Origin of the sequence: Collinsella aerofaciens ATCC 25986 (genome assembly GCF_010509075.1) — a bacterium.
Taxonomy (GTDB): domain Bacteria; phylum Actinomycetota; class Coriobacteriia; order Coriobacteriales; family Coriobacteriaceae; genus Collinsella; species Collinsella aerofaciens.
Genome location: NZ_CP048433.1, coordinates 829,085 through 849,296, shown reverse-complemented (window position 1 = coordinate 849,296; position 20,212 = coordinate 829,085). Strand labels below are relative to the sequence as shown.

Sequence of the window (20,212 nt, the reverse complement as noted above, 5' to 3'; positions counted from 1 at the left end):
TTCATTCTCGCACTTTCCTTCGCGTTCCTGTTCGGGGTCGGACTCGGCCTCATGCGCCGCTGACGGCTGGCCCGCCCCCGTCGCGCCACGGGTTCCGTACCGCCCCCATTCCGCGGGGCCCGTGGCGCGACGGGGCCGGACCCCTACATCCGGCCCGCAAGGTGTCCGCCGCCGACTTGGCGGGGCGGCGGCACCGCTCCCTTTGGCGGGGGAGCGCCCTCCGGCTGCATCTATCGGTGCAGCCCTCCGGCAAGGGATTGGCCCTATTACATGTGAAAGGAGAAGGCCATGTGGATGTCGATAGCCAAGGGCGCGCGTTACGCCTGCTGCGACAACGTCACGTTCCGCGCGATGGTCATGCAGGGCGTGATACCGCGCTACCCGTCGCTCAACCCGAGCAGCTCACGCGAGGTGGTGCGCAGCGAGGACATCGATGCCGCCATCATGGCGCGCGGCGCGGTGCCGGCGCTGCCCTCGCCCGACTGCGTTCCGGCGCGCCGTCCGAGGCGGGTGGCGTGATGGGCGACCTGGTCTGGGAGGCGGGCTGCCGCCTCGGCGCGTGGTGGGACTCGCTTCCCGAGCGCGTTCGCAGCGTGGTGTGCGCCGTGGCGCTCATCGGCCTGATCGCCGTCGCCGGCGCCATCGAGGGGACCGCGCCGAGCGGGATGTACTACTAGGAGGTTAGATATGCAATTCGAGAAGAAGTCTGTGCGCCTGGGCGACATCAGGCCCAGCGAGCAGAACCCGCGCGAGGACTTCGGCGACATCGGCGCCCTGGCCCGCAGCATCGAGGCGACCGGCGGCGAGCCGTTGAACCCAGTCGTCGTGGTGGCGGACGGCAACGTCTACCGCATCGTGGACGGCGAGCGCCGATACCGCGCGCTGTCCTCGATCTACGGGGAGGACCGCGAGGTGTCCGCGCTGGTGGCCGAGAGCATGGACGAGGCCAACGAGCTCGTGGCCATGCTCGCCACCGACGACAAGCGCCAGCTGACCGAGGCCGAGCGCGCACGAGGCGTGCAGCAGATGCTCGTGCTGGGCGTCGACGAGCAGCGCATCGAGCGCGCGAGCCGCGCCACCGCCGGGCAGATCCGCGCCGCGCGCAAGCTGCGCGGTCGCATCGACGCCGGTGTGCAGGTGACGCTGGAGCAGCTCGAGGCCGCGAGCGCCTTCGAGGACGAGAAGGACGTCGAGGCCGTGCTGGCGGCCGGTGACGGCTGGGCCGGCAAGGCCGACAGCATCCGCCGCCGCGTCGAGCGCGAGGAGGCCAAGGCCGAGGACTACGACGCCTTCGGCGACGCTGGCATCCCGGTCGTGAAGGAGCAGCCTGAAGGGTTCATCTACACGGACTGGGTCCATGTCGGCCTCGCCGCCCAGAAACTCGAGGGGCAGGAGTTCCCCGCCGGCACCGTTGCCGTGTTGAAGGGCAGCTACTGGGACCTCTACGGGCCGAATGCCGGCTCGGGCGCCGAGCCCGAGAAGACCGAGGAGGAGATCCGGGCCGAGCAGGAGGCCGCGCGCGAGAAAGCGGCGCTCGAGGGGCTGTACAGGAGCCTGATCGGCTTCGTGGCGTCCGGCGCCTTCGCCATGTCCAAGGACCTCATGATGTGCGTGCGCGTGGGCCGCGAGGACCCGCCCGCGCTGCTCGTGGCGATGGGCGGCGACAGCAACCCCGAGAACGAGGAGCGCTTCGGTGCCGTGCGCGACGAGTTCGCCCGCAACCTCAAGGCGTGCAGGCCCAGCGAGTACGAGGCCGGCTGCTGGCTCATGGCGGCGGCCAAGGACATGGCCCAGCTCAACAACCGCTGGGGCGGCGACGACGCGGAGGCGTGGCTCGACCACTATGACGTCTTCTGCTCCGTGGGCTTCGAGCCCGGCGAGGAGGACGTGTGGCTCATGGAGAGGGTTCAGGCGAGTTTTGAGGAGGAGAAGGATGAGTAGCGAGAAGAGGGTCAGGGTGACGGTCGAGGCGTGCGGCGAGGCCCGCGCTTTCGAGTGCCGCTGCGCGACGGTCACGACCGCCAAAGGGGACGGCTCCGGCGACTCATGCTTCGTGGGCCCGACCGACATCAGCGACCTGTTCGCGCTCGCCTGCGAGTGCACCGACACGCTCTGCGCGGCCTTCAGCCAGGCGGGCGTCCCGGACAGGAACGCGCGCAAGCTCGTACTCATCGCCGCGCTCGGCGCCAACCCCCATGGGCACGCCGACAGCATCCAGACCACCGACCTGGACGCGTGCAGGGAGATCCGCGACATGGCGGCGGAGCTGGGCGTCGATGCCGACATCTAGCGAGCGACGGGCGGTCGTGCAGCGCGGGGCGGACGGGCGCTGGTTCGCCCGCCCCTACATGGGCACCGACCGCGTCACGGGCAGGCGGATCAGGCCGTACAGGTCGTGGGACGCGGAGCTGACGCGCGAGCAGGCCCAGGCCGAGTGCGACAGGTGGGCGGCGACGTTCGACCCTTCCTCCGCACGGGACAGCTCCAAGCGCCTGTCCTCGATGCTCGAGACGTACATCTCCGACCCCGTCAACGGCCTGTCCGACAACTCGGTGGCCACGTACCGCAGCGTCGTCAGGACGATGGTGGAGCCGACCATCGGGCGGCTTCCCTACGACCAGCTTGAGCCCTGGGACGTGTCGGCGGCGTACCGCATGCTGCTCGCCCCCAGGAGCGGCAAGGGGCTGTCGCCCAAGACGCTGCTCAAGATGCACGCGCTCCTCAAGGGCGCCTACCGCTCGTGGCGACCGGCGCTGGGCCGCGACATCATGCTCGACGTGCCCGCGCCCTCGCCCGACCCCGTGGAGCCCTTCGCGCTGTCCGAGCTCGACACCGACGAGCTCTCCCGGGCGCTGGCCTCCGCCATGTCCTCGCGATCTGCCTCGGGCGCCAACATCTCGCGGCGCACCGAGGCCTTAGCGGTCTACCTCGCCCTCAACACCGGCCTTCGCTGCGGGGAGATCTGCGGGCTGCAGCGCCGAGACTGGCGCCGCGCCCTGCACGACCTGCACGTCGTGGGGCAGGCGGTCGAGCACCCCGAGCTGCACCGGCAGGCCTACACCAAGGGCAGGCGCGTGCGCAACGTGGCGCTCGCCCCGGCGGTGGAGGCGCAGCTGCAGCGCCACCTGGATTGGCAGGACACGTGGCTCGCGCGCAAGGGGCCGACGGCGCTGGTGGTGACCTTCGGGCCCGCCGGAGCCATCGCGCGCCCGAGCACCGTGACGAGCCGCTTCAAGTCGCTCGTGAGGGACCTGGGGCTGCCGGAGGAGACGGTGTTCCATTCCCTGCGGCACACGCATGCCTCGTGGCTGCTCATGAACGGGTTCGACATGAGGACCATCCAGGAGCGCCTGGGGCACGCGAGCGTCAAGACGACGCTCGACATCTACGGCTCGGTCATGCCGGGCCGCGACCAGGCCGCCGCCGCGGCCTTTACCGATTCGATCTGCGGAGGTGATACGGATGACGATACTTGATTCCCTCGTGGATGGCGCCCTGTGCCTAGGCAACAGGCGCGAGAGCAACGAGCTGCTCGGCATGATGGTTCGCTACCTCGTGACCGGCGAGGCGCCCGAGCCGCGCACCGACGCCCAGCGGATGGCCATCACGATGATCATGCCGGTCCTCGAGAACAGCCGCGCCAGGGCGGAGGCCGGAAGGAAGGGCGGGCTGAGCAAGGGCAAACCAGAGAGCAAACGCGCGAGCAAAACGGAAAGCAAACCAGAGAGCAAACGCGCGAGCAAAACGGAAAGCAAACCAGAGAGCAAACGCGCAAGCGAAGAGGAAGAGGAAGGGGAAGAGGAGTTAGGAGTCTGGATTAACCCCTCAGATTGTGAAAACGAAGGGGGAGGGGGCGCCGAGTTCGTCCCGCCGACCCTCGAGGAGGTCAAGACGTACTTCGCGGTGAACTGCCTGCGCGGCAGCGCCAGCAAGTTCTTCGATTACTACGAGTCCAACGGCTGGACCAGGCAGGGCTTCCCCATCGCGAAGTGGGAGCCGGTCGCCCGAATCTGGTCTGACCGCGAGCGCGGCTACGATGCCGAGCGCAAGGCCCGCGGCGGGCAGACCTCGCAGGAGGTCGAGCGCGCGGCGGTGTGGAAGCCCGCCGAGACCGAGGACGACGTCATCGCCGCCCTCGAGCGGGAGCTGGGTGAGTCGGCATGATCACCCTCAGGGAGATGCTCGACGGCTTCGACCCCGCAGCCGGCCGGCCGCTCGACGTGACGCGGATCTACATGGCCAACGTCATCAGCGCCGACGAGGGCGCGCGCCTGGCCAAGAAGCAGAAGCTCGACGAGTACCGCGCCCGCAAGCGCGCCAAGGAGGAACTGCGGATGGACATCGCCGCCATCGCGAGGGGCGAGAAGCCGAGCTGGAGGTATGCCAAAAGTGTGCCAACACCGGCGGGGCAGCTGGGCCAGCAGGCGATGGGGTTCCCGCCGCTAGAGGGCGGAAACGGCGCCGGCGGGGGAGTCCCCGCGGCAAAGAACGCCTAATTCTTTTGAGATAGGAGAGTGAGAAGGTTTTGACCGAGATCTCAGCGGTGATGAGGGCCTACCGGGACGCCCTCGACAGGCATCGGATTCCCTGGGCCGACGACACGTACGACACGGAGCGGGTGGGCGGCTACAGGTTTCGCGTGGAGCGCACCGAGACCATCCTCGACGAGCACAGGGTGAGCGTGGCCTGGGGCTACCAGCTCCTTCCGGGGCGCGAGCCCACGGGCGTGACGATCGGCTACCCGAACTACCTCGAGGTGACCTACGACCCGATCAGCCCCGAGCCGTTCGTGGCATCGCCGGGCGACATCCTGGCCGACATCTTCGGCGTGAGGGGTGAGTCGCGGTGAGCTACGCGTACGGACCCGCCGACTGGATCGACCTCGCCATCGGCAGGCTCGAGGACGCCAAGAGGTCGCTCAGGGAGTGCGACAGGCTGCGACAGGGGTGCGACATCTGCGGCGAGCTGCGCCAGGCGAGGCGATACCTCAACAAGGCGCTGATCATGGTCGCGCAGGAGAAGGAGATCGAGAAGGATTGGAGCACGAAGTGAGAGACAGAAACGAGTGGTTCAAGGACGTTAAGAGGCTCATGCGGGGCCTCAAAGTCGAGACCGTAGAAAACCCCTTCGCGTGGCCGACTGTCACGAGCGTCACCGACGGGGAGGATGTCCTGTATGCGCTCGGGCTTCATCCGTCCCGTGATGTCGGCGGCATTGTGAACGTCTACATCGATGAGGTGCGTGAACTCGTCCGGCTCATAGAGCCCGAGCCCGTCACGGGCTCCACGTCGGACGGATACCACACGTTCGACGAGCTCTACCACCACCGGGCGGTGCTGTTCTCGGTGATCGTGACCATGTTCCGCGGGCTCTCGTGGAAGTCTCTCCACCACCATGACGGGACGATGTACGACGGTATGTTCATCGTGGGCATCGACACGCCCGCCGGCCCCGCCACCTACCACTACGATGTCGAGCCTTACTGGGACATGTTCCCGTGCAGGGTGCTCGACCGAGCGCCCGAGTGGGACGGGCACACGCCGGACGACGCGATCGAGCGCATCGGCACCCTGCGGGACCTCCTACAGGCGGAGGTCAAGGAGGAAGGGAGCGAGAAATGAGTGAAGCGCCAAAGATGTACACCTGCTCTTGGTGCGGGAAGCCGACTCCGAACTATAGGGAGTACTCGCATCCGATGGCTGGCATTCTCGGCGAGTCGGGATACTCGGTATGTGACGAGTGCCTAAGGAAGGCCCGTATCGAGAGGGAATGGGAGAACGAACAGTGCGCTGAGGAACGCCTGATCTGCCCCTACTGCGAGAGTTCCATCGATGACCCGTGGTATTACGACGAGGACGATGAAGAGGTTGTGTGCCCTGAGTGCAAGCGCGCGTTCGAGCTCGAGATTACCACCGTGCGCACGTATAGGACGAAACGCCGTATCGAGGACATGCCCGACGGCTGGAATGGGGGCGAGCTTTAATGAGCCGAGATTTCATTGAGCTATACGACGACGATGGCTACAGGTACATCGTCAACATGGACAAGATCTCATTCGTCAACGTTGCAGGCAGAAAGGTCTGGGCTGGTGAGGTGGCCACGCTCGCAATATGCGATGAGAGCATGGAGCGTCTTTTAAGCAGGCTGGTAGGTGAGGGCGAATGAGTTGCTATTTCTGCGGCGGCTCACGCATCGCCTCCATCCACTCTGCGCCTGGCCGAGACGTCCGAAGCTGGTCTGTGGGTTCCATGGCCCTGACGCGCCGATACGACGGCGAGCCGATCGTCAGGGTCGAGCTGGATACCAGCGTGGAGCTCGACGTCTCAGTCAACGGCTCGTGCGGAGAGACCGTCGGCGCCGACGTGACGGCGAACGCCTACATCGAGGACATCAAGTACTGCCCGTTCTGCGGAGAGGAGCTTTGATCCGCTCGGCGGCCGAGCTGTTCCGCGCGACCGCCTGGCGCATGGTGCCCGATCTGATTTCGGGCCCCGCGCGCCGGGCGCTCGTTCACGGCAGGGCAGACGCGCCGAGCGTGTCGGCGAGGGAGATTAGGGATTCGGAGCGAAGGGCGAGCGCGTTGGAGCGCGACCGGGCCCGCGCGCTCAAGAGGTCGAGGAAGGCTAAGCGATGAGGTTGTTTAAAAAGCTGCGGCGGATGATCGTTGAGAACCGCCGCGTGCGCATAAAGGAAGCGGAGGTACTTAATGATTAACGAAGAAGAGCGCAGACGAGCGGTGGCCGAGTTGCGCGAAGCATCGACCGGGGCATACTGTCACGTTGATTCACTCGATGTAATTGCAAACTCTGTCGGTGTCGAGGTGGCCGGCAAGTTCAGCCACGAGGTTGAGAACGAGACGTACGCGGCCCTTGCAGACCTTATCGACCGCCCGACGTGCCATATCAGCGAGACGGACCACGAGTTCGAGGACAGCGTTCGATGCGACAGGTGCCGGACGACATTTAACCGACCATGGGAGCCGTTTAAATACTGTCCCAACTGCGGAGCAGAGGTGGTGGGAGAATGACCGACGAGGAAGGCTAAGCGATGAGGCTGTTTGAGCAGCTGCGGCGGATGATTATCGAGAACCGCCGCGTGCGCAAGAGCATCGAGGCGCGCCGCGCCCGCAGGTGCAGGAGGTCGATAAGATGACCGTGATGTGGGACGTGCAGGAGAGAAGCTGCGCGGTCTGCGGGGGGATCTTCATCCCGCAGGCGCCGAAGGCCAAGTACTGCTCGGAGGACTGCCGGCGAAAGCACGAGCAGGACCGCGCGAAGGAGGCCCGGCGCAGGGGCGCTAGGCCGAAGCGCGACAAGGTCGACCGCTACCTGGCGCCCACGGGCCCGGCGCACGACGAGATCATGGCCATGCGCCGCGAGGTCGCGATGAGATATTGAGTTTCCGCAGGTAGATATATAATTAAGGCCGCTGGCGTTGGAGCGCCGGCGGCCTTTGGCAAAGACGCCTCCCGGCATCCTCTATGTGGCGTAGAGCATGGTACCACGCGGGAGGTCACATGGACGCAAGGGAATACTTAGACACCGTACGGGCCGCCCAGCGCGGCATCGACCGCAGACTGGCGGTCATCGAGTCGATGCAGGCGCGCGAGCAGGTGCGCGCCCAGCGCTACGATGCCGTGGGCAAGGGTGCGCACGGCACGGACTTCATGAGGTCCACCGACGACCGCATAGACTACGAGCGCCGCAGCGGCGCCGAGCTGTCCGAGCTCCGGCACGAGGTGGAGCGGGGCCGCGAGCTGTGCGCGGGCGTGCGCTCGGCCAACCCGGGCAAGCGCTGGGGCGACGTGCTGGAGCTGCGCTACTGCGAGGACCGCACACTGCAGGAGATCGCGGGGACGTTGGGGGTGTCGGTGAGGTCCATACAGGCGGACCTGTCTGCGGCTCTTGACTGGGTGAACCTAACCGGCCTCGCCCGTGCGCGACAAGGGCGAGGAGCTGCCGAGATATAACTTAATGATAGCTAAGATTTATATAGTAATAACTATTAGGATATGCTAATATATAACTGTCGATAGAAAGAAGGTGACATGCAGAGACGCGAATTAGTCCGCATCCTCGAGGAAGCCGGTTTTATCTCCAGGGGCGGCACCAACCACGAGAAGTTCGTCAAGGGCGACAAGCTCGTGCTGGTGAAGCGCCACAGAGAGATCGAGGACCAGATAGCCAAGAGGATTTTGAGACAGGCGGGGCTTCGTTAGCCCCGCCCCTTTGGGGCTACGTCTTGCATCACCCACGCAAAGGAGACGTGAATGGTTTACGTATGGGAATTCGAATTCTTTGATTCGGGTGGCATGGTCGATGCCGTGCCGTGTGGTTCGCTCGGAGGAGGCGGCACGTTCGGGTCCGACTTGAACGATGCCGTCGCGAGCGCGGCCGACTACCTCGCCTGCATGGTCGACGATCACCTCATGGGCGGGGTCGACCTTCCCGCGCCCGACTTCGGTCATGAGCCGCAGAACGGGGGCAAGATCATCGCCGTCGCCGTCAGCCGCGAGCTCGGTGACATTCCCGCCGTCACTGCCGCAGATGCCGCCCGCATGCTCGGCGTCAGCTCGGCGAGGGTGTCGCAGCTGATAGGCGCGGGGTTGCTTGACTCGTGGAGGGACGGTACCAAGCGCATGGTGTCCAAGGCCTCCGTCGAGGCCAGACTTGCCGATTCACCCAAGGCCGGGCGCCCGAAAGAGGCTCCCGTCGCCGTATAATACAAGTGCTGGTTCGCGTCAGCATGTCGGCCCCGATCGCCATGTGCGGTCGGGGCCTTTCTCTTGGTTCGCTATCGAGTGCCATTGCGCGTGATTGCCAACTATTGCATGTGATTGCCGACAATTGCGCGTGATTGCATACGATTGCCGACAATTGCGCGCGATTGCGTGCCGTTGCGCGTTGCGATTGGGATATAACTAGGGTGTCGATTCGCAGCGCCGCCCGCGCGGTGTGCGGGTCGGATGTGCGTGGAAGCACAGATGAGTGGCCGGGGTTCCCTTCAGCAGTTCAGGGACTCCGGCCTTTCTATTACGTTTAATTCAATAGGGGATGATGCCCGTGGTCAGCCGAGAGTACATCGCGCGATCCGCCCGCCACCACGACACGGTCATGGCGTGGGCGTTCCGTCGCGCCCTGGGGGTCACGGCGACGGCCCGCCGCCGACCGGGGGGTGCCGGGGGCGTACGCCTGGAGGCGCTGCGCTACGGGGGCATCGAGGCGTGCATGTCCAACCGAGGGCGCTCCCCGGTAGAGTGGTAGGGGATGGGCAACCCTCGTAAGGCCAACGGCGCCCGCCGCCGCCATGTCGTGCGGTGGCTCCGCTCGCAGGGTAGGCCCTGCTGGATATGTGGGCTACCCATAGACTACGGGGTGCCTGCGGGCGACCCCCGGGCCTTCGAGTGCGATGAGCTCGTCCCGGTCAGCCGCGGCGGATCGCCCTTCGACCGCGACAACGTCGCCGCCGCGCACCGCTGCTGCAACAACTGGCGCCGCGCCCGCAGCGTCGCCGAGGTCTCGGCCGTACGGTCCGCGCTCGCCGTGCGCCGCGCCGCCTGGAACTCGCCCGAGACGTTCGTCGCGCTGTGCAAGGCGCTCAAGGACGATCGCGCCTCCGTTATTGGCCCCCCGTCCGTGCCCGAGAAGCAGCCGCGGCAAACGACCTCATGGTAGGGGATGCGTTGCGGCACTCGACCCCACGGGGGTCTTTTGCCGGATGGTGGCAGGCCACCATCCCGCGCCAGGGCCGCAATACCCCCGAATACGCTTTTTTACGGAAGTCAAGCAAAAACCGCAGCTAAACCGAGAAAAACTAGGCGGGTGTGTACGTGAAGATACACGATATCGTCCCATATGAGCGAAACGCGCGGCACAACGCCTCCGCCGTCCCCGTGGTCGCCGACTCAATCAAGGAGTTCGGCCTGCGCGGGACCATCGGCCTGGAGAGCCGCGAGCGCCCGGTTATTGTATGGGGGCACACCCGCGTCGAGGCGTGCAGAAGCCTGGGGTGGGACGAGATTCCCGACTCCAAGATCGAGTACTGCGACGACCTGACCGACGAGCAGATCAAGGCCTTCCGCATCGCCGACAACAAGACCGGCGAGGTGGCAACCTGGAACAAGTCGATGCTTCGCGAGGAGGTCCGCAGCCTCAAGGACTTCGACATGTCGCGGTTCGGGCTGGACTTCAAGAGCAAGCGGCTCGACTACGGCCACGAGCGCCTGAGGACGGACGACGCGTACAACCTGCGCCTCGTCAGCCGATCCGACTGCGGCCGCGACGGCATGCCCCGCATGAAGCGGTGCATGGCCAAGCCGGCGGACATGATCGGGTTCAACTACGCCAAGAGCGCCCCCGAGGCCGACAAGGCCGGCCGCTGCTGCCACTTCTTCATCGACGACTACCAGTTCGAGCGCGTGTGGGCACGCCCCGCCGCCTACCTCGAGTGCCTGCGCGGCTTCGACTGCGTCCTCACGCCCGACTTCTCGCTCTACCTCGACATGCCCGATGCCATGCAGCGGTGGAACCGCTACCGCTCCCAGGCGCTCGGCCACTGGTGGCAGGAGCAGGGCCTCCGTGTAGTCCCGACCCTGTCGTGGGCGCAGCGCCGGAGCTTCCGCTTCGCGTTCGACGGCGTCCCGCGCCGCTCGACCGTCGCCGTGTCGACCGTCGGCGTGAAGGGGGACGAGAACGCCCTGGCCGTCTGGCGCGAGGGCATGGCGGAGGCAATGAGCCGCCTGGAGCCCGCGCGCGTGCTGCTCTACGGCGGCGACATTGGATTCGATTTCGGCGGCTGCGAGGTCGTCGAGTACAAGGGAGGCGGTTTCCGTGGGAGGTAGGGGCTCAAGCTCGATGACTTCATCGCGCGCCAAAGTCATGAGCCTTGACGAATACATGGGACTCATGGGTGTCCGTGACCCATTGAGTGGATACATGGATGACAAGATGAAGATTCCGCACGGCGAGACGCAGCGCCAGACTGAGCGCCGTCAGAAGGAAGCCGCGCATGCTCGCGCCGAATACGAGAGGAAGCGTGAGGCGGCCAGAACTGAATACAAAGCGCTCGTTGATTCCGGCAAGGTGCGCCCGCCAACCGAGATGGAGAAGCGCCTGAAGATTGCGCAAGGCAGGCCCGAGAACCCGGCGGTCCAGGCGGCGAGACGCGTGCTGACGAGGCGCGGAATCGATTGGCGAACAGGAAGAGCACTGTAAATGGGCGGCAGGGGCGCTTCAAGCGGAACTAGCAAATCTGGAAATGCCTACGGCAGCCAGTACCATTCGGTACTGACCGTCGGGAACGTTAGATACGTTCAGAAAAACAGCAAGAGCTCCGAGACCCTCATGGAAACGATGACGCACGGAAGGGTATATGCCGTCGTTGATCGTGGCGAGGTGAAGTCGGTCGTATACTTCGACAATCAGAGCAAGCGCAGCAAGCAGATAGACCTAGCTGACCACCACGGGATGTCTCCCCATACGCATGTCGGCTACCTGCACAACGAGGGCTCCCCCAACGGCAAACCGATGCGCCTGTCGACTGACGAGCGAAAAATGGTTGACAGGGTTCTGTCTGATTGGGAACAATACAAGCAAGGTAAGACATAGCACAGCCTGGAGTGCCCTTGATGGAGGAGACCCCGGTTCAAATCCGGGTGCTTACCGACGGCCGTCCTTCGGGGCGGCTTTTTTATGCCGATTGGAGGTGGCGGATGCCCCTCGAGAAGCCCGCCGCGGTCGCCGGCGACCCCGTGAAGAGCGCCAAGTGGGACGAGCTCACCGCCGGCCGCTCGTTCACCCAGGCCGACGCGCCGACGCTCGCGCTGCTTTGCCAGTGGTACAAGATCGTCGAGCTCGCCCAGGACGAGCTCGACAGCTTCGGCGAGCAGACCGCCTACCAGAACGACATGGGGGACCTGAAGTCATTCCCTCAGATAGCGACCCTGAAGACCGCGTCGGCGGAGATCAGGCAGCTCAACAAGCAGCTCGGCATAACCGACGGCCACGAGGGGGTGCCAGATGTCAGGAGCGTCCAGACCAAGCTCTTCTCGATCGCCGAGCGCCACGAGGCGCGGAAGGCAAGAGCCGCGGTATAGGGTCGCCGTGGGCGAGGTCGCCTACTCCGAGGGCGAGGACGCCGCCGAGCTCGGCGGGGACCTGGGCATGGAGCCCATCGAGTGGCAGTCCCTGGTTCTGTCCGACTGGTGCGCGTGCGATGCCGAGGGCCGCCCCGCCTACGTCACGTGCGGCCTGGACGTGCCCCGCCAGAACGGCAAGAACGCCGTCATCGAGATATACGAGGTGTTCCGCCTGGCGGTCTGCGGCTGGCACATCCTCCACACCGCGCACCGCGTGAAGACCGCCAAGAAGGCGTTCAACCGACTCGTCCGCTACTTCACGGACAAGGAGCACCCCGAGCTCTCGTGCCTCGTCGAGAGGATCCGCCGCACGAACGGCGAGGAGGCCATCTACCTCACCAACGGCGGCTCCATCAAGTTCTCGGCGCGCACCAACGGAAGCGCGCGAGGCTTCGATGACATCCAGCTCGTCGTGTTCGACGAGGCGCAGGAGCTCACCGACTCCCAGTACGACGCCATCATGTACACGCTCGCCGCGTCCGCGACCGGAGAGCGCCAGATCATCTACACGGGCACGCCGCCCAACGAGGACTGCCCCGGCACCGTGTTCGCGCGCACGCGCGCGGCCATCCTAGCCGGCGACATCCCGAGCACCGAGTGGTGCTCGTGGGCCACGGACGAGTGTCCGCGCCAGGACGCCACGTTCGACGACGTGGTGGACCTCATCTACGAATCGAACCCGAGCATGGGCATCATCCTGTCGCTCGACTTCACCCGCACGGAGTTCGCCGGCGGCTCGATCACCGGTTTCGCCCACGAGCGCCTGGGCTGGTTCAGCCCGGCCGCCATGCTCACGAGGGCCATCCCGCGGGAATCGTGGGGCGCCGCCCTCATCGACGCCATCGGCGACCGGTACCGCGGCAAGAAGGCCTTCGGGGTGAAGTTCTCGAGGGACGGGTCGACCTACGCGCTGTCGGGCTGCAAGCTCGGCCAGCGCGCGCTCAAGGGCAAGGCCGCCGTCGAGCTCATCAGGGTCGGAACGACGGCGGGCGGCGCCCGCGAGCTCGCCGAGTGGCTCTACGACCGCCGCACGACCGCGTCGGTCGTCGTCATCGACGGCATGTCGGGCGCCGACGCGCTCATCGACCGCCTCGCGGAGATGAAGCCGCCGCGCGGCTACGTCGTGAGGCCGCAGACGCGCGACGTGGTCGCCGCCGCGGTCGGCTTCGTGGACGCGCTCAACGACGGCACGCTCGCGCACACCTACGACCCGACCCTCGAGGAGTCGGCGAGGAAGTGCGTCCGCAGGAAGATCGGGTCCAGGGGAGGATGGGGCTTCGGCTCCCCCGAGGACGCGACCGTGCCGCCCGAGCCGCTCGAATCTTGCTCGCTCGCGCTGTGGGGCGCGAGGACCACCAAGCGCAACCCGCGCAGGAAGCAGAGGACACTGTGATCCAGAGAATTGGGCGTGGGACCTCCGTTGAGACCCCGAACCTCGACGCCGTCCCCAAGCCGTACCGAGCCGCCGTGGAGGACATGTTCGACACCTGGGGCGACGTGTCGGCGCGCAACACCGTCCTCAAGCGCTACTACGACATGAAGAACGAGATGAAGAGCCTCGGCATCTCCATCCCGCCCATGCTCGAGACGGTCAACTGCGTCACCGGGTGGTGCGCCAAGGCCATCAAGGCGCACTCCGTGCGCTCCGTCTTCGACGGCTTCGTCTTCGACGGCGCGGAGGACCAGGACCTCAAGCGCCTCGTGCGCGAGAACCGCCTGAGGTCGCTCTACCGGCAGGCGTGCTCGAGCGCCCTCACCTACGGCGTGTCGGCCATGACCGTCATGAAGGGCAGGCCGGGCCAGCCCGCGTCGATGGTGCGCGTGTTCAGCGCGAACCAGTTCTGCTGCCTGTGGGACAAGGACGAGGGCCGCATCCGCTGCGGCGTCGTCCTCGCCGACGTCGATCGGTCGGGCAACGCCTCCCGCTACGTGTGCCACTTCCGGGACGCGGTGCTCACGCTGGTGCGCATCGGCTCGGGCGGCGGACCCTACGAGTGGGATTGCGTGGTGGAGCCGAATCCCATGGGACGGCCGCTCATGGAGGTGCTCACCTACGACCCCGACCCCGACCGCCCGCTCGGCCACTCGATGCTCACGCCCGAGGTCCGGGGCATCGTCGACAAGGCCATGCGCGACGTGCTGCGCATGGAGGTCGGCGCGGAGTTCTTCACGTTCCCGCAGCGATACATCCTCGGCGCCAAGGACGACCTCTTCTCCGTGAAGGACGGGGACGGGGACGAAGGCGAGGACGAGGGCGGCGGAGACAGCGTGCCGTCGCCCATAGCCAAGTTCAACGCATACGTCGGGTCGTTCCTCGCCATCACCAAGGACGAGGACGGCGACGTCCCGACCGTGGGGCAGTTCGCCGCACCGACCGCCGACAACTTCACGCGCGTGTTCGAGAACGACGCGCAGCGGTTCTCCGGCGCGACCAACGTGCCGCTGGCGCAGCTGGGCGTGCTGTCGAACACCTACACGTCCTCGGACGCCCTGGGCGCGGCGAACGACCCGCTCATCCTCGAGGTGGAGCAGATCAACGAGCACAACGCCGAGGCGCTCGAGACGATCGCGCAGATGATGATGGCGGTCAAGGACGACGTCCCGATAACCAGGCTCACCGACGAGCAGTGCGCCGTCCAGGCATGCTTCAAGGACCCCTCGATGCCGACCATCGCCGCGCGCGCCGACGCCTGGACGAAGCTCGGCGCCGCGGACGAGAGCATGGTGGGCACCCGCGTCTACTACGAGGGCGTGGGCCTGTCCCAACCGACCATCGACCGCCTGGAGCGCGAAAAGCAGCAGGGCGGCGCCATCGCGTCGCTCAACGCCATGGCCGACACGATGGCCATCGAGGCCGCGAGGGCCGCGGCCCTGCCGCCAGCCGGCGGTGAGGCGGAGTGATACCGCGCGGGGACTTCGACCGCTACGCCCGCGCGCTCGGGATAAACGCCGACCTGCTGCAGGCGGCTGTCGCGCAGGCGATAGACGAGTGCGCGGGCCTCTACGGCGAGGAGCTCTACCGGGCGCTGTCCCGCACCTACGCCGCGCTCGTTGCCAAGTTCGGCTCGTTCGCGGCCGCCGCGGCCGTCGAGTTCTACGCCGCCATGCGCTCGGGCGCGGGACCCGCGCAGGGATACGAGCCGCGGCAGTTCGACCCCGGCCACGGCGGGCTCCTCGCGAGCGACGTCGACGAGGCGCTGCGGACTTCCGCGACCGCCGCCGCCCTCGCGGCGAGGGCCGTGCAGCGCGCCATGGGCTACGCGGACGCCACGATCCAGGGCAACGCCATGGCCGACCCCGCGCACCCGCGCTGGGCGCTGGTGCCGCACGCGGGCGCGTGCGACTGGTGCCGGATGATCGGGTCGCGCGGCTTCGTCTTCAAGAGCTCGGCGACCGCCGGCGCCGAGCGCCACCCGAGCTGCAGGTGCATACCGGTCGCCGACTTCTCCGACAGCCCCGCGCTCGACGGCTACGACCCTGCGGCGCTCTACGACGAGTACCGCGCTAAGCACCCCGAATGGGGTTCCCGCCGCACGGGATCGCGCGGCCACCGCAGGGGCGGCAAGGTGGTCGCCGCATTCGTTGACGGGAAGAGGTTCGGGAGCATCGGCGACATCCAGAGGTACATGGAGGGGGCATCGTCCCCCGACGACCTCAAGGCCCGCATGGCCACCGCGAACAGGGCGGGGCTGGCAATGGGCTTCCAACCGGGGAGCCCCTACGCCAAGTCGCTCGCGCAGACCGCGGCGGGCGTGAGCAAGAGGCTCTCGGCCAAGTGAGGACGCCCCGTGGGAGGGCGGGCGCGACGCGCCATCAAGCGTCGCCGGCGAAGACACGCAACGCGCCGGCAGGAACACGAGGCCGCAGCCCGCACGGGAGGCGGCCTTTTCCATGCCAAAACACCGCCAGCGCCGCCGCACGGAGGCGCGAAGCGAGCCCCGCACGGGGCCGGAAGGAGTGCAAGATGCCTACCCAGCAGCAAGCCAACAACGTGACCGATCCCGTCGAGCCCCCGCAGCCGGCGGCGCCGGCGGAGCCCGGCGGCGACCAAGGATCCGGGGCCCCACAGGAGCCGGCAGCGATCGACTGGAAGGCCGAGGCCGAGCGATTCAAGAAGGAGTCCCGCAAGTGGGAGGCCCGGGCCAAGGAGAACAAAGGCAAGGCCGACCTGTGGGACGCACAGGGCGCGCAGACGCCCACCGTCGAGTCCCTCAACGACGAGCTCAACGACCTGAAGGGCCGCCTCGCCGCATCCGAGGCCGAGCGCGAGCGCGAGCGTACGCTGGCGCGCGTGTCCCAGGCCACCGGCGTGCCGTCCGCGCTCATCCACGGCGATGACGAGGAGTCGATGACGGCATCGGCAAAGGCCGTCGCCGACTTCGCCGAGTCGCGCCAGCCCGGATACCCGCTCGACAAGGGCGGCTCCGGCGGAGGCAAGAAAGTGAACAAGGAGTCCATCGAGTCCATCAAGGACCCCGCCAAGCGCATCATGGCCCGCGCCGCGCACATGGACCTCTACAAGTAAGAAAGGGGCAAACATGCCCGTACCCGCAAACATCTCCGACTCCACGGCCATCAACGCCTCGATGGACCAGGAGTTCATCCGCAACTTCGAGGGCGACCTCGACCGACTGCTCGAGGTCCTCGGCATCTTCGGCGCCGAGACCATCGCCGCCGGCACCACGCTCAAGATGCTCAAGGTGGCCGGCGAGCTCAACAACTCCAAGACCGCCGGATCCAAGGAGTCCGCCACCGGCGATACCGCCGTCCAGCTGGGCTCCAGCTCCGGCACCGCCTACGTCGAGGGCGACGAGGTCGCGCTGTCCAAGTTCACCGCCACCTACGAGCCCGTGGGCGAGGCCGAGGCCTTCCCGTACCGCCGCATGACCACGCACAAGGCGATCCAGCAGTCCGGCTACGTCAACGCCGTGCTCAAGACCGACAAGCACATGGCCTCGCTCGTGCGCCGCAGCATCGTCTCGCAGTTCTTCTCCTTCCTGCTCAAGGGAACGGGCACGGCGACCGGCAAGGGCCTGCAGGCCTGCGCCGCGGCCGTCGACGCCAAGCTCGGCAACACCCTCGAGACCAACGGCGACGCCGCCGAGCGCGTCGTCCACTTCATCAACCGAGACGACGCAGCCGACTACCTCGGCAACGCGACCATCACCGACCAGAACCTGTTCGGCCTCACCTACCTCGAGAACTTCCTGGGCCTCTCGGGCGTCTTCCTGACCAACCAGGTCGCCAAGGGAACCATGATCGCCACCCCCGCCGACAACATCCGCATCTTCGGCGTGGACTTCGGCGAGCTCGCGACCTCGGGCCTCACGTACACGGTATCCGACTCCGGCCTGATCGGCGTCGCGCACACCCCGGCGTACGACCACGTGTCCGTCGAGACGAACGTGCTCGCCGGCGCGACGTTCTTCCCCGAGGTGAAGGACTACATCGTGAAGGGAACCATCACCGCCAAGTAAGGAGGCCAGCATGGACGACTACGCGTTCGCTACGGTCGACGAGTACCGCATCGACACGGGGGACGCGGCGAGCGACGAGGAACGCGTCGCGGCCGAGCTGTCGCGGCAGAGTGCCAAGCTCCGCGCGACCCTCGGCATGCCGCGCTTCCGCTCCCTGACGGGCGATGCCAGGGAGCTGGCCCGCGACCTGGTGACCGACGCGACCCGCAAGAAGCTGGTCCAGCCGGCCTGCGCGCCCATGGGCGTGGAGGACCTCACCGGCGTCTCGCAGTCGAGCTTCACGGCCAACGGGTTCCAGGGGAGCTTTACCTACCAGAACCCGAGCGGAACGGCCTACTTCGACCGTTCGACGCTCGCCGCGCTCAAGAGGCTCCTCGGGCGCGGCCAGCGCATCGGCACCGTGTGCCCGAGTTACGGGCGCAGGCCGTGATGGGCGAGGAGGTGACGGTGCTGTCGAGCACGGAGACGGGCAGGGACGCCATGGGAGAGCCCACCGTCGAGTGGGAGCCCACCGTCGTCCCGGGGTGCCTCGTGCGGCCCCTGGCCGGCTCGGACGCGGGGGACGCCGTCCGGCCGGAAGGCATCGTGGCAAGCTACTCCATCGCGTTCCCCAAGACGTACGCGGGGCCGCCGCTGGCGCGCTGCCGCATCGCCCTGACGGGGCGCGGCATGCCCGCAGACCCCGATACCGCGCTGCTGGTGGTCGGTTCCCCCGACATTACGAACCCCTGCCCCACGGCGTGGAACATGACGGCGACGGCGGGGAGGGTCCATGGCTGACAAGATCAAGTTCGGGCGCTTCGTCCACAGCGACGCGGGCGTCATCGCCGTCACGAAGGGCGCGGGCGTCCGCGCCTGGGTGGCGACCGAGACCGCCCGCCTCGCGGCGAAGGCCAACGCCGAGGCCGCATCGCACCACGTGCCGTCGGGCTACCGCAGGTCCCTCGAGAAGAAATACCCGGGGACATTCGACAGCGCCCCCTACGTGGGCGTCGTCAAGTCGGGTTCCTGTGACACCCTCGGCGTCGTTCGCGCCGCGACCCCGGCCGGCGCATTCGACCAGAACCGCAACCACACCCTCGACCACCTGCTCTAAGGAGGGAACGTGCCGAGACTCAACGTGATGGGCGAGCTCAGGGAGATCCTCGAGTCCGCCCTGGGCGGCGTGCCCGTGCGGGTCGACCTGCCCGGGGAACGGCCGGGGACCGTCGTCGTGGTCCGCCGGTGCGGGGGCGCGCGGCAGGACGCCCTCGTCGACTCGCCGCAGGTGGAGGTGCTCATGTGGGCGCCCACCGAGGCCGAGGCCGAGGGGCTCGCCGAGCGCGTGGGCGACGCCATGTCGCGCCTGCCGTTCACGCGGGGCTTCTGCGCCTGCGAGGAGCTCGAGATGCGGACCGACTACGACTACGTCGCCCGGTCCCCGCGCTGGTACGCGCTGTACCGACTGAAGACATTCCAACCGAAAGAAGGATAAATGGCACCTAACAACGAGGAGGGCAAGATCGCCCTCGCCTCCGAGGACGCGACTCCCGCAAACGACATCGACCCCTCGCTCGTCACCACCGGCTCGCCCGTCGAGGGCGGCTGCGTGTACACGAGCTTCAAGGCCAACCCGACGCTCCCGACCGACGCCGCGACCAAGATCTCCACGCTCACCGACCTCGTATCGCTGGGCGACCTGTCGCCCGACGGCTTCACGGCATCCAAGAGCGTTACGGTCAACGAGTTCAAGGGCTGGCACCAGTCCATCGTGCTCACCAAGGTCTCCGAGGAGAAGCACCAGTACAAGATGGTCTTCATCGAGTCCGTCCGCTCCTCCGTCGCCAAGCTGCGCTACGGCGCCGGCAACGTCGAGACGAACGAGGACGGAACGTTCAGCCACATCAAGGTCATCGCCAACTCCGACGTGCGCGTCCCGCTCGTCATCGACGAGCTCGAGGACACGGGCAACCTGCGCCGCACCGTCATCCCGCGCGTCTCCATCGACTCCTACGACGACGTCGAGCACAAGCCCGGCGGCCTGGTCCAGTACGGCTTCACCTTCACGGTCCTCAAGACCGCGGGCAAGCCGCTGTTCGACATCTACCGCGCTAAGCCCGCCGCGTAGGCAGGGCCATAACGAGAACGCCGCCCCGGTTTTGCCGGGGCGGCCCTTTATCTGGGAGGAAAGATGAACAAGGACTACCTGGCAATGATGGACGAGGGCGAGCTCGAGGCGTACGCCAAGGTCCTCGGCTTCACGACCGCCGCCGCGCAGACGGCGGCCGACAAGGCGAAGCTCATCGAGCAGAAGCGCGGCCACTGCGCCGAGCTGACCGTGCTCGGCATCGCCATGAGCATCCCCGTCAAGCGCGCGCACGACCGCCGCTTCATCGATGCCATGAACAAGGAGGACCGCACGACTGAGGAGCTCGACGGGGCGTTCCGCTTCCTCCTAGGCGACGAGCAGTACGCGAGCCTCATGGAGGCCGTGACCGAGGATGACGGCACGCAGGACGACGACGCGCTGGGCTACGCATACAACAAGCTGCTCTACTCGGCCGAACTAAAAAACTTCTAGAGCTCGCCGACCTCGAGGATCGTCACCTGCCCCTGCTCA

At 67.0% G+C, this 20,212-nt stretch carries 35 protein-coding genes; 34 read left to right on the top strand and 1 reads right to left on the bottom strand.

Annotated elements, in window-relative coordinates; genetic code table 11:
- The first annotated feature begins 288 nt into the window (after positions 1 to 288).
- From GXM19_RS04010 to GXM19_RS03995, 4 genes are read left to right on the top strand one after another with little or no spacing between them, the layout of a single operon-like run.
- Positions 289 to 519 carry a hypothetical protein gene (locus GXM19_RS04010; RefSeq protein WP_006235496.1) on the top strand — a complete coding sequence of 77 codons (231 nt, stop codon included), beginning with the start codon at positions 289 to 291 and terminating at the stop codon, positions 517 to 519.
- Positions 519 to 677: a hypothetical protein gene (locus GXM19_RS04005; protein WP_006235497.1), complete on the top strand. Its 159-nt coding sequence runs from the start codon at positions 519 to 521 to the stop codon at positions 675 to 677. Before GXM19_RS04010 ends, GXM19_RS04005 begins: the two co-directional genes overlap by 1 nt.
- A gap of 10 nt (positions 678 to 687) precedes the next feature.
- Positions 688 to 1,941 (top strand): ParB/RepB/Spo0J family partition protein, encoded by a 1,254-nt coding sequence (locus tag GXM19_RS04000; RefSeq protein WP_006235498.1) that lies wholly within the window; start codon positions 688 to 690, stop codon positions 1,939 to 1,941.
- On the top strand, positions 1,934 to 2,290 hold the full coding sequence (locus GXM19_RS03995) for a hypothetical protein (protein ID WP_006235499.1): 357 nt from the start codon (positions 1,934 to 1,936) through the stop codon (positions 2,288 to 2,290). Before GXM19_RS04000 ends, GXM19_RS03995 begins: the two co-directional genes overlap by 8 nt.
- A 54-nt stretch (positions 2,291 to 2,344) precedes the next feature.
- On the opposite strand, the gene GXM19_RS11075 is transcribed toward GXM19_RS03995, so the two are convergent.
- A complete protein-coding gene (locus GXM19_RS11075; RefSeq protein ID WP_239057654.1) occupies positions 2,345 to 2,518 on the bottom strand; it encodes a hypothetical protein in 174 nt (57 codons plus the stop codon).
- On the opposite strand from GXM19_RS11075, the gene GXM19_RS03990 reads away from it, so the two are divergent.
- From GXM19_RS03990 to GXM19_RS03845, 30 genes are all read left to right on the top strand, one after another.
- On the top strand, positions 2,502 to 3,476 hold the full coding sequence (locus tag GXM19_RS03990) for a tyrosine-type recombinase/integrase (protein ID WP_239057653.1): 975 nt from the start codon (positions 2,502 to 2,504) through the stop codon (positions 3,474 to 3,476). The genes GXM19_RS11075 and GXM19_RS03990 overlap by 17 nt on opposite strands.
- Positions 3,463 to 4,164 (top strand): hypothetical protein, encoded by a 702-nt coding sequence (locus GXM19_RS03985; RefSeq protein ID WP_006235501.1) that lies wholly within the window; start codon positions 3,463 to 3,465, stop codon positions 4,162 to 4,164. Before GXM19_RS03990 ends, GXM19_RS03985 begins: the two co-directional genes overlap by 14 nt.
- Positions 4,161 to 4,496: a hypothetical protein gene (locus GXM19_RS03980; protein WP_006235502.1), complete on the top strand. Its 336-nt coding sequence runs from the start codon at positions 4,161 to 4,163 to the stop codon at positions 4,494 to 4,496. Before GXM19_RS03985 ends, GXM19_RS03980 begins: the two co-directional genes overlap by 4 nt.
- A 29-nt stretch (positions 4,497 to 4,525) precedes the next feature.
- On the top strand, positions 4,526 to 4,849 hold the full coding sequence (locus GXM19_RS03975; protein WP_040359389.1) for a hypothetical protein: 324 nt from the start codon (positions 4,526 to 4,528) through the stop codon (positions 4,847 to 4,849).
- The gene (locus tag GXM19_RS03970; protein ID WP_040359392.1) at positions 4,846 to 5,052 is read left to right on the top strand and encodes a hypothetical protein; all 207 of its coding nucleotides are present in this window, start codon (positions 4,846 to 4,848) and stop codon (positions 5,050 to 5,052) included. The genes GXM19_RS03975 and GXM19_RS03970 overlap by 4 nt, the downstream gene beginning before the upstream one ends.
- Entirely contained in the window at positions 5,037 to 5,621 is a 585-nt protein-coding gene (locus GXM19_RS03965) for a WDGH domain-containing protein (protein ID WP_050766144.1), read from the top strand. The genes GXM19_RS03970 and GXM19_RS03965 overlap by 16 nt, the downstream gene beginning before the upstream one ends.
- 74 nt (positions 5,622 to 5,695) lie before the next feature.
- Positions 5,696 to 5,983 (top strand): Trm112 family protein, encoded by a 288-nt coding sequence (locus tag GXM19_RS03960; protein ID WP_006235506.1) that lies wholly within the window; start codon positions 5,696 to 5,698, stop codon positions 5,981 to 5,983.
- Complete coding sequence (locus GXM19_RS03955; RefSeq protein WP_006235507.1) at positions 5,983 to 6,165, top strand: hypothetical protein; 183 nt, start codon at positions 5,983 to 5,985, stop codon at positions 6,163 to 6,165. Before GXM19_RS03960 ends, GXM19_RS03955 begins: the two co-directional genes overlap by 1 nt.
- Positions 6,162 to 6,425 carry a hypothetical protein gene (locus GXM19_RS03950; protein WP_040359394.1) on the top strand — a complete coding sequence of 88 codons (264 nt, stop codon included), beginning with the start codon at positions 6,162 to 6,164 and terminating at the stop codon, positions 6,423 to 6,425. The genes GXM19_RS03955 and GXM19_RS03950 overlap by 4 nt, the downstream gene beginning before the upstream one ends.
- Before the next feature lie 281 nt (positions 6,426 to 6,706).
- Positions 6,707 to 7,027: a hypothetical protein gene (locus tag GXM19_RS03945; protein ID WP_006235510.1), complete on the top strand. Its 321-nt coding sequence runs from the start codon at positions 6,707 to 6,709 to the stop codon at positions 7,025 to 7,027.
- Positions 7,028 to 7,148: 121 nt separating this feature from the next.
- Positions 7,149 to 7,397 (top strand): hypothetical protein, encoded by a 249-nt coding sequence (locus tag GXM19_RS03940; protein ID WP_006235512.1) that lies wholly within the window; start codon positions 7,149 to 7,151, stop codon positions 7,395 to 7,397.
- Positions 7,398 to 7,516: 119 nt separating this feature from the next.
- On the top strand, positions 7,517 to 7,969 hold the full coding sequence (locus tag GXM19_RS03935) for a sigma factor-like helix-turn-helix DNA-binding protein (protein ID WP_006235513.1): 453 nt from the start codon (positions 7,517 to 7,519) through the stop codon (positions 7,967 to 7,969).
- A gap of 78 nt (positions 7,970 to 8,047) precedes the next feature.
- Entirely contained in the window at positions 8,048 to 8,218 is a 171-nt protein-coding gene (locus GXM19_RS03930; RefSeq protein WP_006235514.1) for a type II toxin-antitoxin system HicA family toxin, read from the top strand.
- Positions 8,219 to 8,269: 51 nt separating this feature from the next.
- Positions 8,270 to 8,722, top strand: coding sequence for a helix-turn-helix domain-containing protein (locus GXM19_RS03925; protein WP_006235515.1), 453 nt, complete (start codon positions 8,270 to 8,272; stop codon positions 8,720 to 8,722).
- Between the two features lie 652 nt (positions 8,723 to 9,374).
- The gene (locus GXM19_RS10995; RefSeq protein WP_082222942.1) at positions 9,375 to 9,674 is read left to right on the top strand and encodes a hypothetical protein; all 300 of its coding nucleotides are present in this window, start codon (positions 9,375 to 9,377) and stop codon (positions 9,672 to 9,674) included.
- 155 nt (positions 9,675 to 9,829) lie between these two features.
- On the top strand, positions 9,830 to 10,840 hold the full coding sequence (locus tag GXM19_RS03915; RefSeq protein ID WP_115596204.1) for a DUF4417 domain-containing protein: 1,011 nt from the start codon (positions 9,830 to 9,832) through the stop codon (positions 10,838 to 10,840).
- Positions 10,841 to 10,853: 13 nt separating this feature from the next.
- Entirely contained in the window at positions 10,854 to 11,213 is a 360-nt protein-coding gene (locus GXM19_RS03910) for a hypothetical protein (RefSeq protein ID WP_040359403.1), read from the top strand.
- The gene (locus GXM19_RS03905) at positions 11,214 to 11,606 is read left to right on the top strand and encodes a hypothetical protein (RefSeq protein ID WP_006235520.1); all 393 of its coding nucleotides are present in this window, start codon (positions 11,214 to 11,216) and stop codon (positions 11,604 to 11,606) included. It abuts the gene before it with no gap.
- A 104-nt stretch (positions 11,607 to 11,710) separates the two neighbouring features.
- Complete coding sequence (locus GXM19_RS03900) at positions 11,711 to 12,094, top strand: P27 family phage terminase small subunit (protein WP_162010721.1); 384 nt, start codon at positions 11,711 to 11,713, stop codon at positions 12,092 to 12,094.
- 7 nt (positions 12,095 to 12,101) lie between these two features.
- Positions 12,102 to 13,529, top strand: a complete 1,428-nt coding sequence (locus GXM19_RS03895; protein ID WP_050766145.1) for a DEAD/DEAH box helicase family protein — start codon at positions 12,102 to 12,104, stop codon at positions 13,527 to 13,529.
- An 83-nt stretch (positions 13,530 to 13,612) separates the two neighbouring features.
- The gene (locus GXM19_RS03890; protein ID WP_187367070.1) at positions 13,613 to 15,037 is read left to right on the top strand and encodes a phage portal protein; all 1,425 of its coding nucleotides are present in this window, start codon (positions 13,613 to 13,615) and stop codon (positions 15,035 to 15,037) included.
- Positions 15,034 to 15,915 carry a VG15 protein gene (locus GXM19_RS03885; protein ID WP_040359407.1) on the top strand — a complete coding sequence of 294 codons (882 nt, stop codon included), beginning with the start codon at positions 15,034 to 15,036 and terminating at the stop codon, positions 15,913 to 15,915. Before GXM19_RS03890 ends, GXM19_RS03885 begins: the two co-directional genes overlap by 4 nt.
- 185 nt (positions 15,916 to 16,100) lie before the next feature.
- Positions 16,101 to 16,661 (top strand): hypothetical protein, encoded by a 561-nt coding sequence (locus tag GXM19_RS03880; RefSeq protein WP_006235525.1) that lies wholly within the window; start codon positions 16,101 to 16,103, stop codon positions 16,659 to 16,661.
- Between the two features lie 13 nt (positions 16,662 to 16,674).
- On the top strand, positions 16,675 to 17,613 hold the full coding sequence (locus tag GXM19_RS03875; RefSeq protein ID WP_006235526.1) for a hypothetical protein: 939 nt from the start codon (positions 16,675 to 16,677) through the stop codon (positions 17,611 to 17,613).
- A 10-nt stretch (positions 17,614 to 17,623) separates the two neighbouring features.
- Complete coding sequence (locus GXM19_RS03870; protein WP_006235527.1) at positions 17,624 to 18,043, top strand: hypothetical protein; 420 nt, start codon at positions 17,624 to 17,626, stop codon at positions 18,041 to 18,043.
- 155 nt (positions 18,044 to 18,198) lie between these two features.
- Positions 18,199 to 18,393, top strand: coding sequence for a hypothetical protein (locus tag GXM19_RS03865; protein WP_147293049.1), 195 nt, complete (start codon positions 18,199 to 18,201; stop codon positions 18,391 to 18,393).
- Positions 18,386 to 18,709, top strand: a complete 324-nt coding sequence (locus GXM19_RS03860; protein ID WP_006235530.1) for a hypothetical protein — start codon at positions 18,386 to 18,388, stop codon at positions 18,707 to 18,709. The genes GXM19_RS03865 and GXM19_RS03860 overlap by 8 nt, the downstream gene beginning before the upstream one ends.
- 9 nt (positions 18,710 to 18,718) lie before the next feature.
- A complete protein-coding gene (locus GXM19_RS03855; RefSeq protein WP_050766146.1) occupies positions 18,719 to 19,087 on the top strand; it encodes a hypothetical protein in 369 nt (122 codons plus the stop codon).
- The gene (locus GXM19_RS03850) at positions 19,088 to 19,720 is read left to right on the top strand and encodes a phage tail tube protein (RefSeq protein ID WP_006235532.1); all 633 of its coding nucleotides are present in this window, start codon (positions 19,088 to 19,090) and stop codon (positions 19,718 to 19,720) included. It abuts the gene before it with no gap.
- Between the two features lie 63 nt (positions 19,721 to 19,783).
- Positions 19,784 to 20,173, top strand: a complete 390-nt coding sequence (locus GXM19_RS03845) for a hypothetical protein (RefSeq protein ID WP_006235533.1) — start codon at positions 19,784 to 19,786, stop codon at positions 20,171 to 20,173.
- The last annotated feature ends 39 nt before the right edge of the window (positions 20,174 to 20,212 follow it).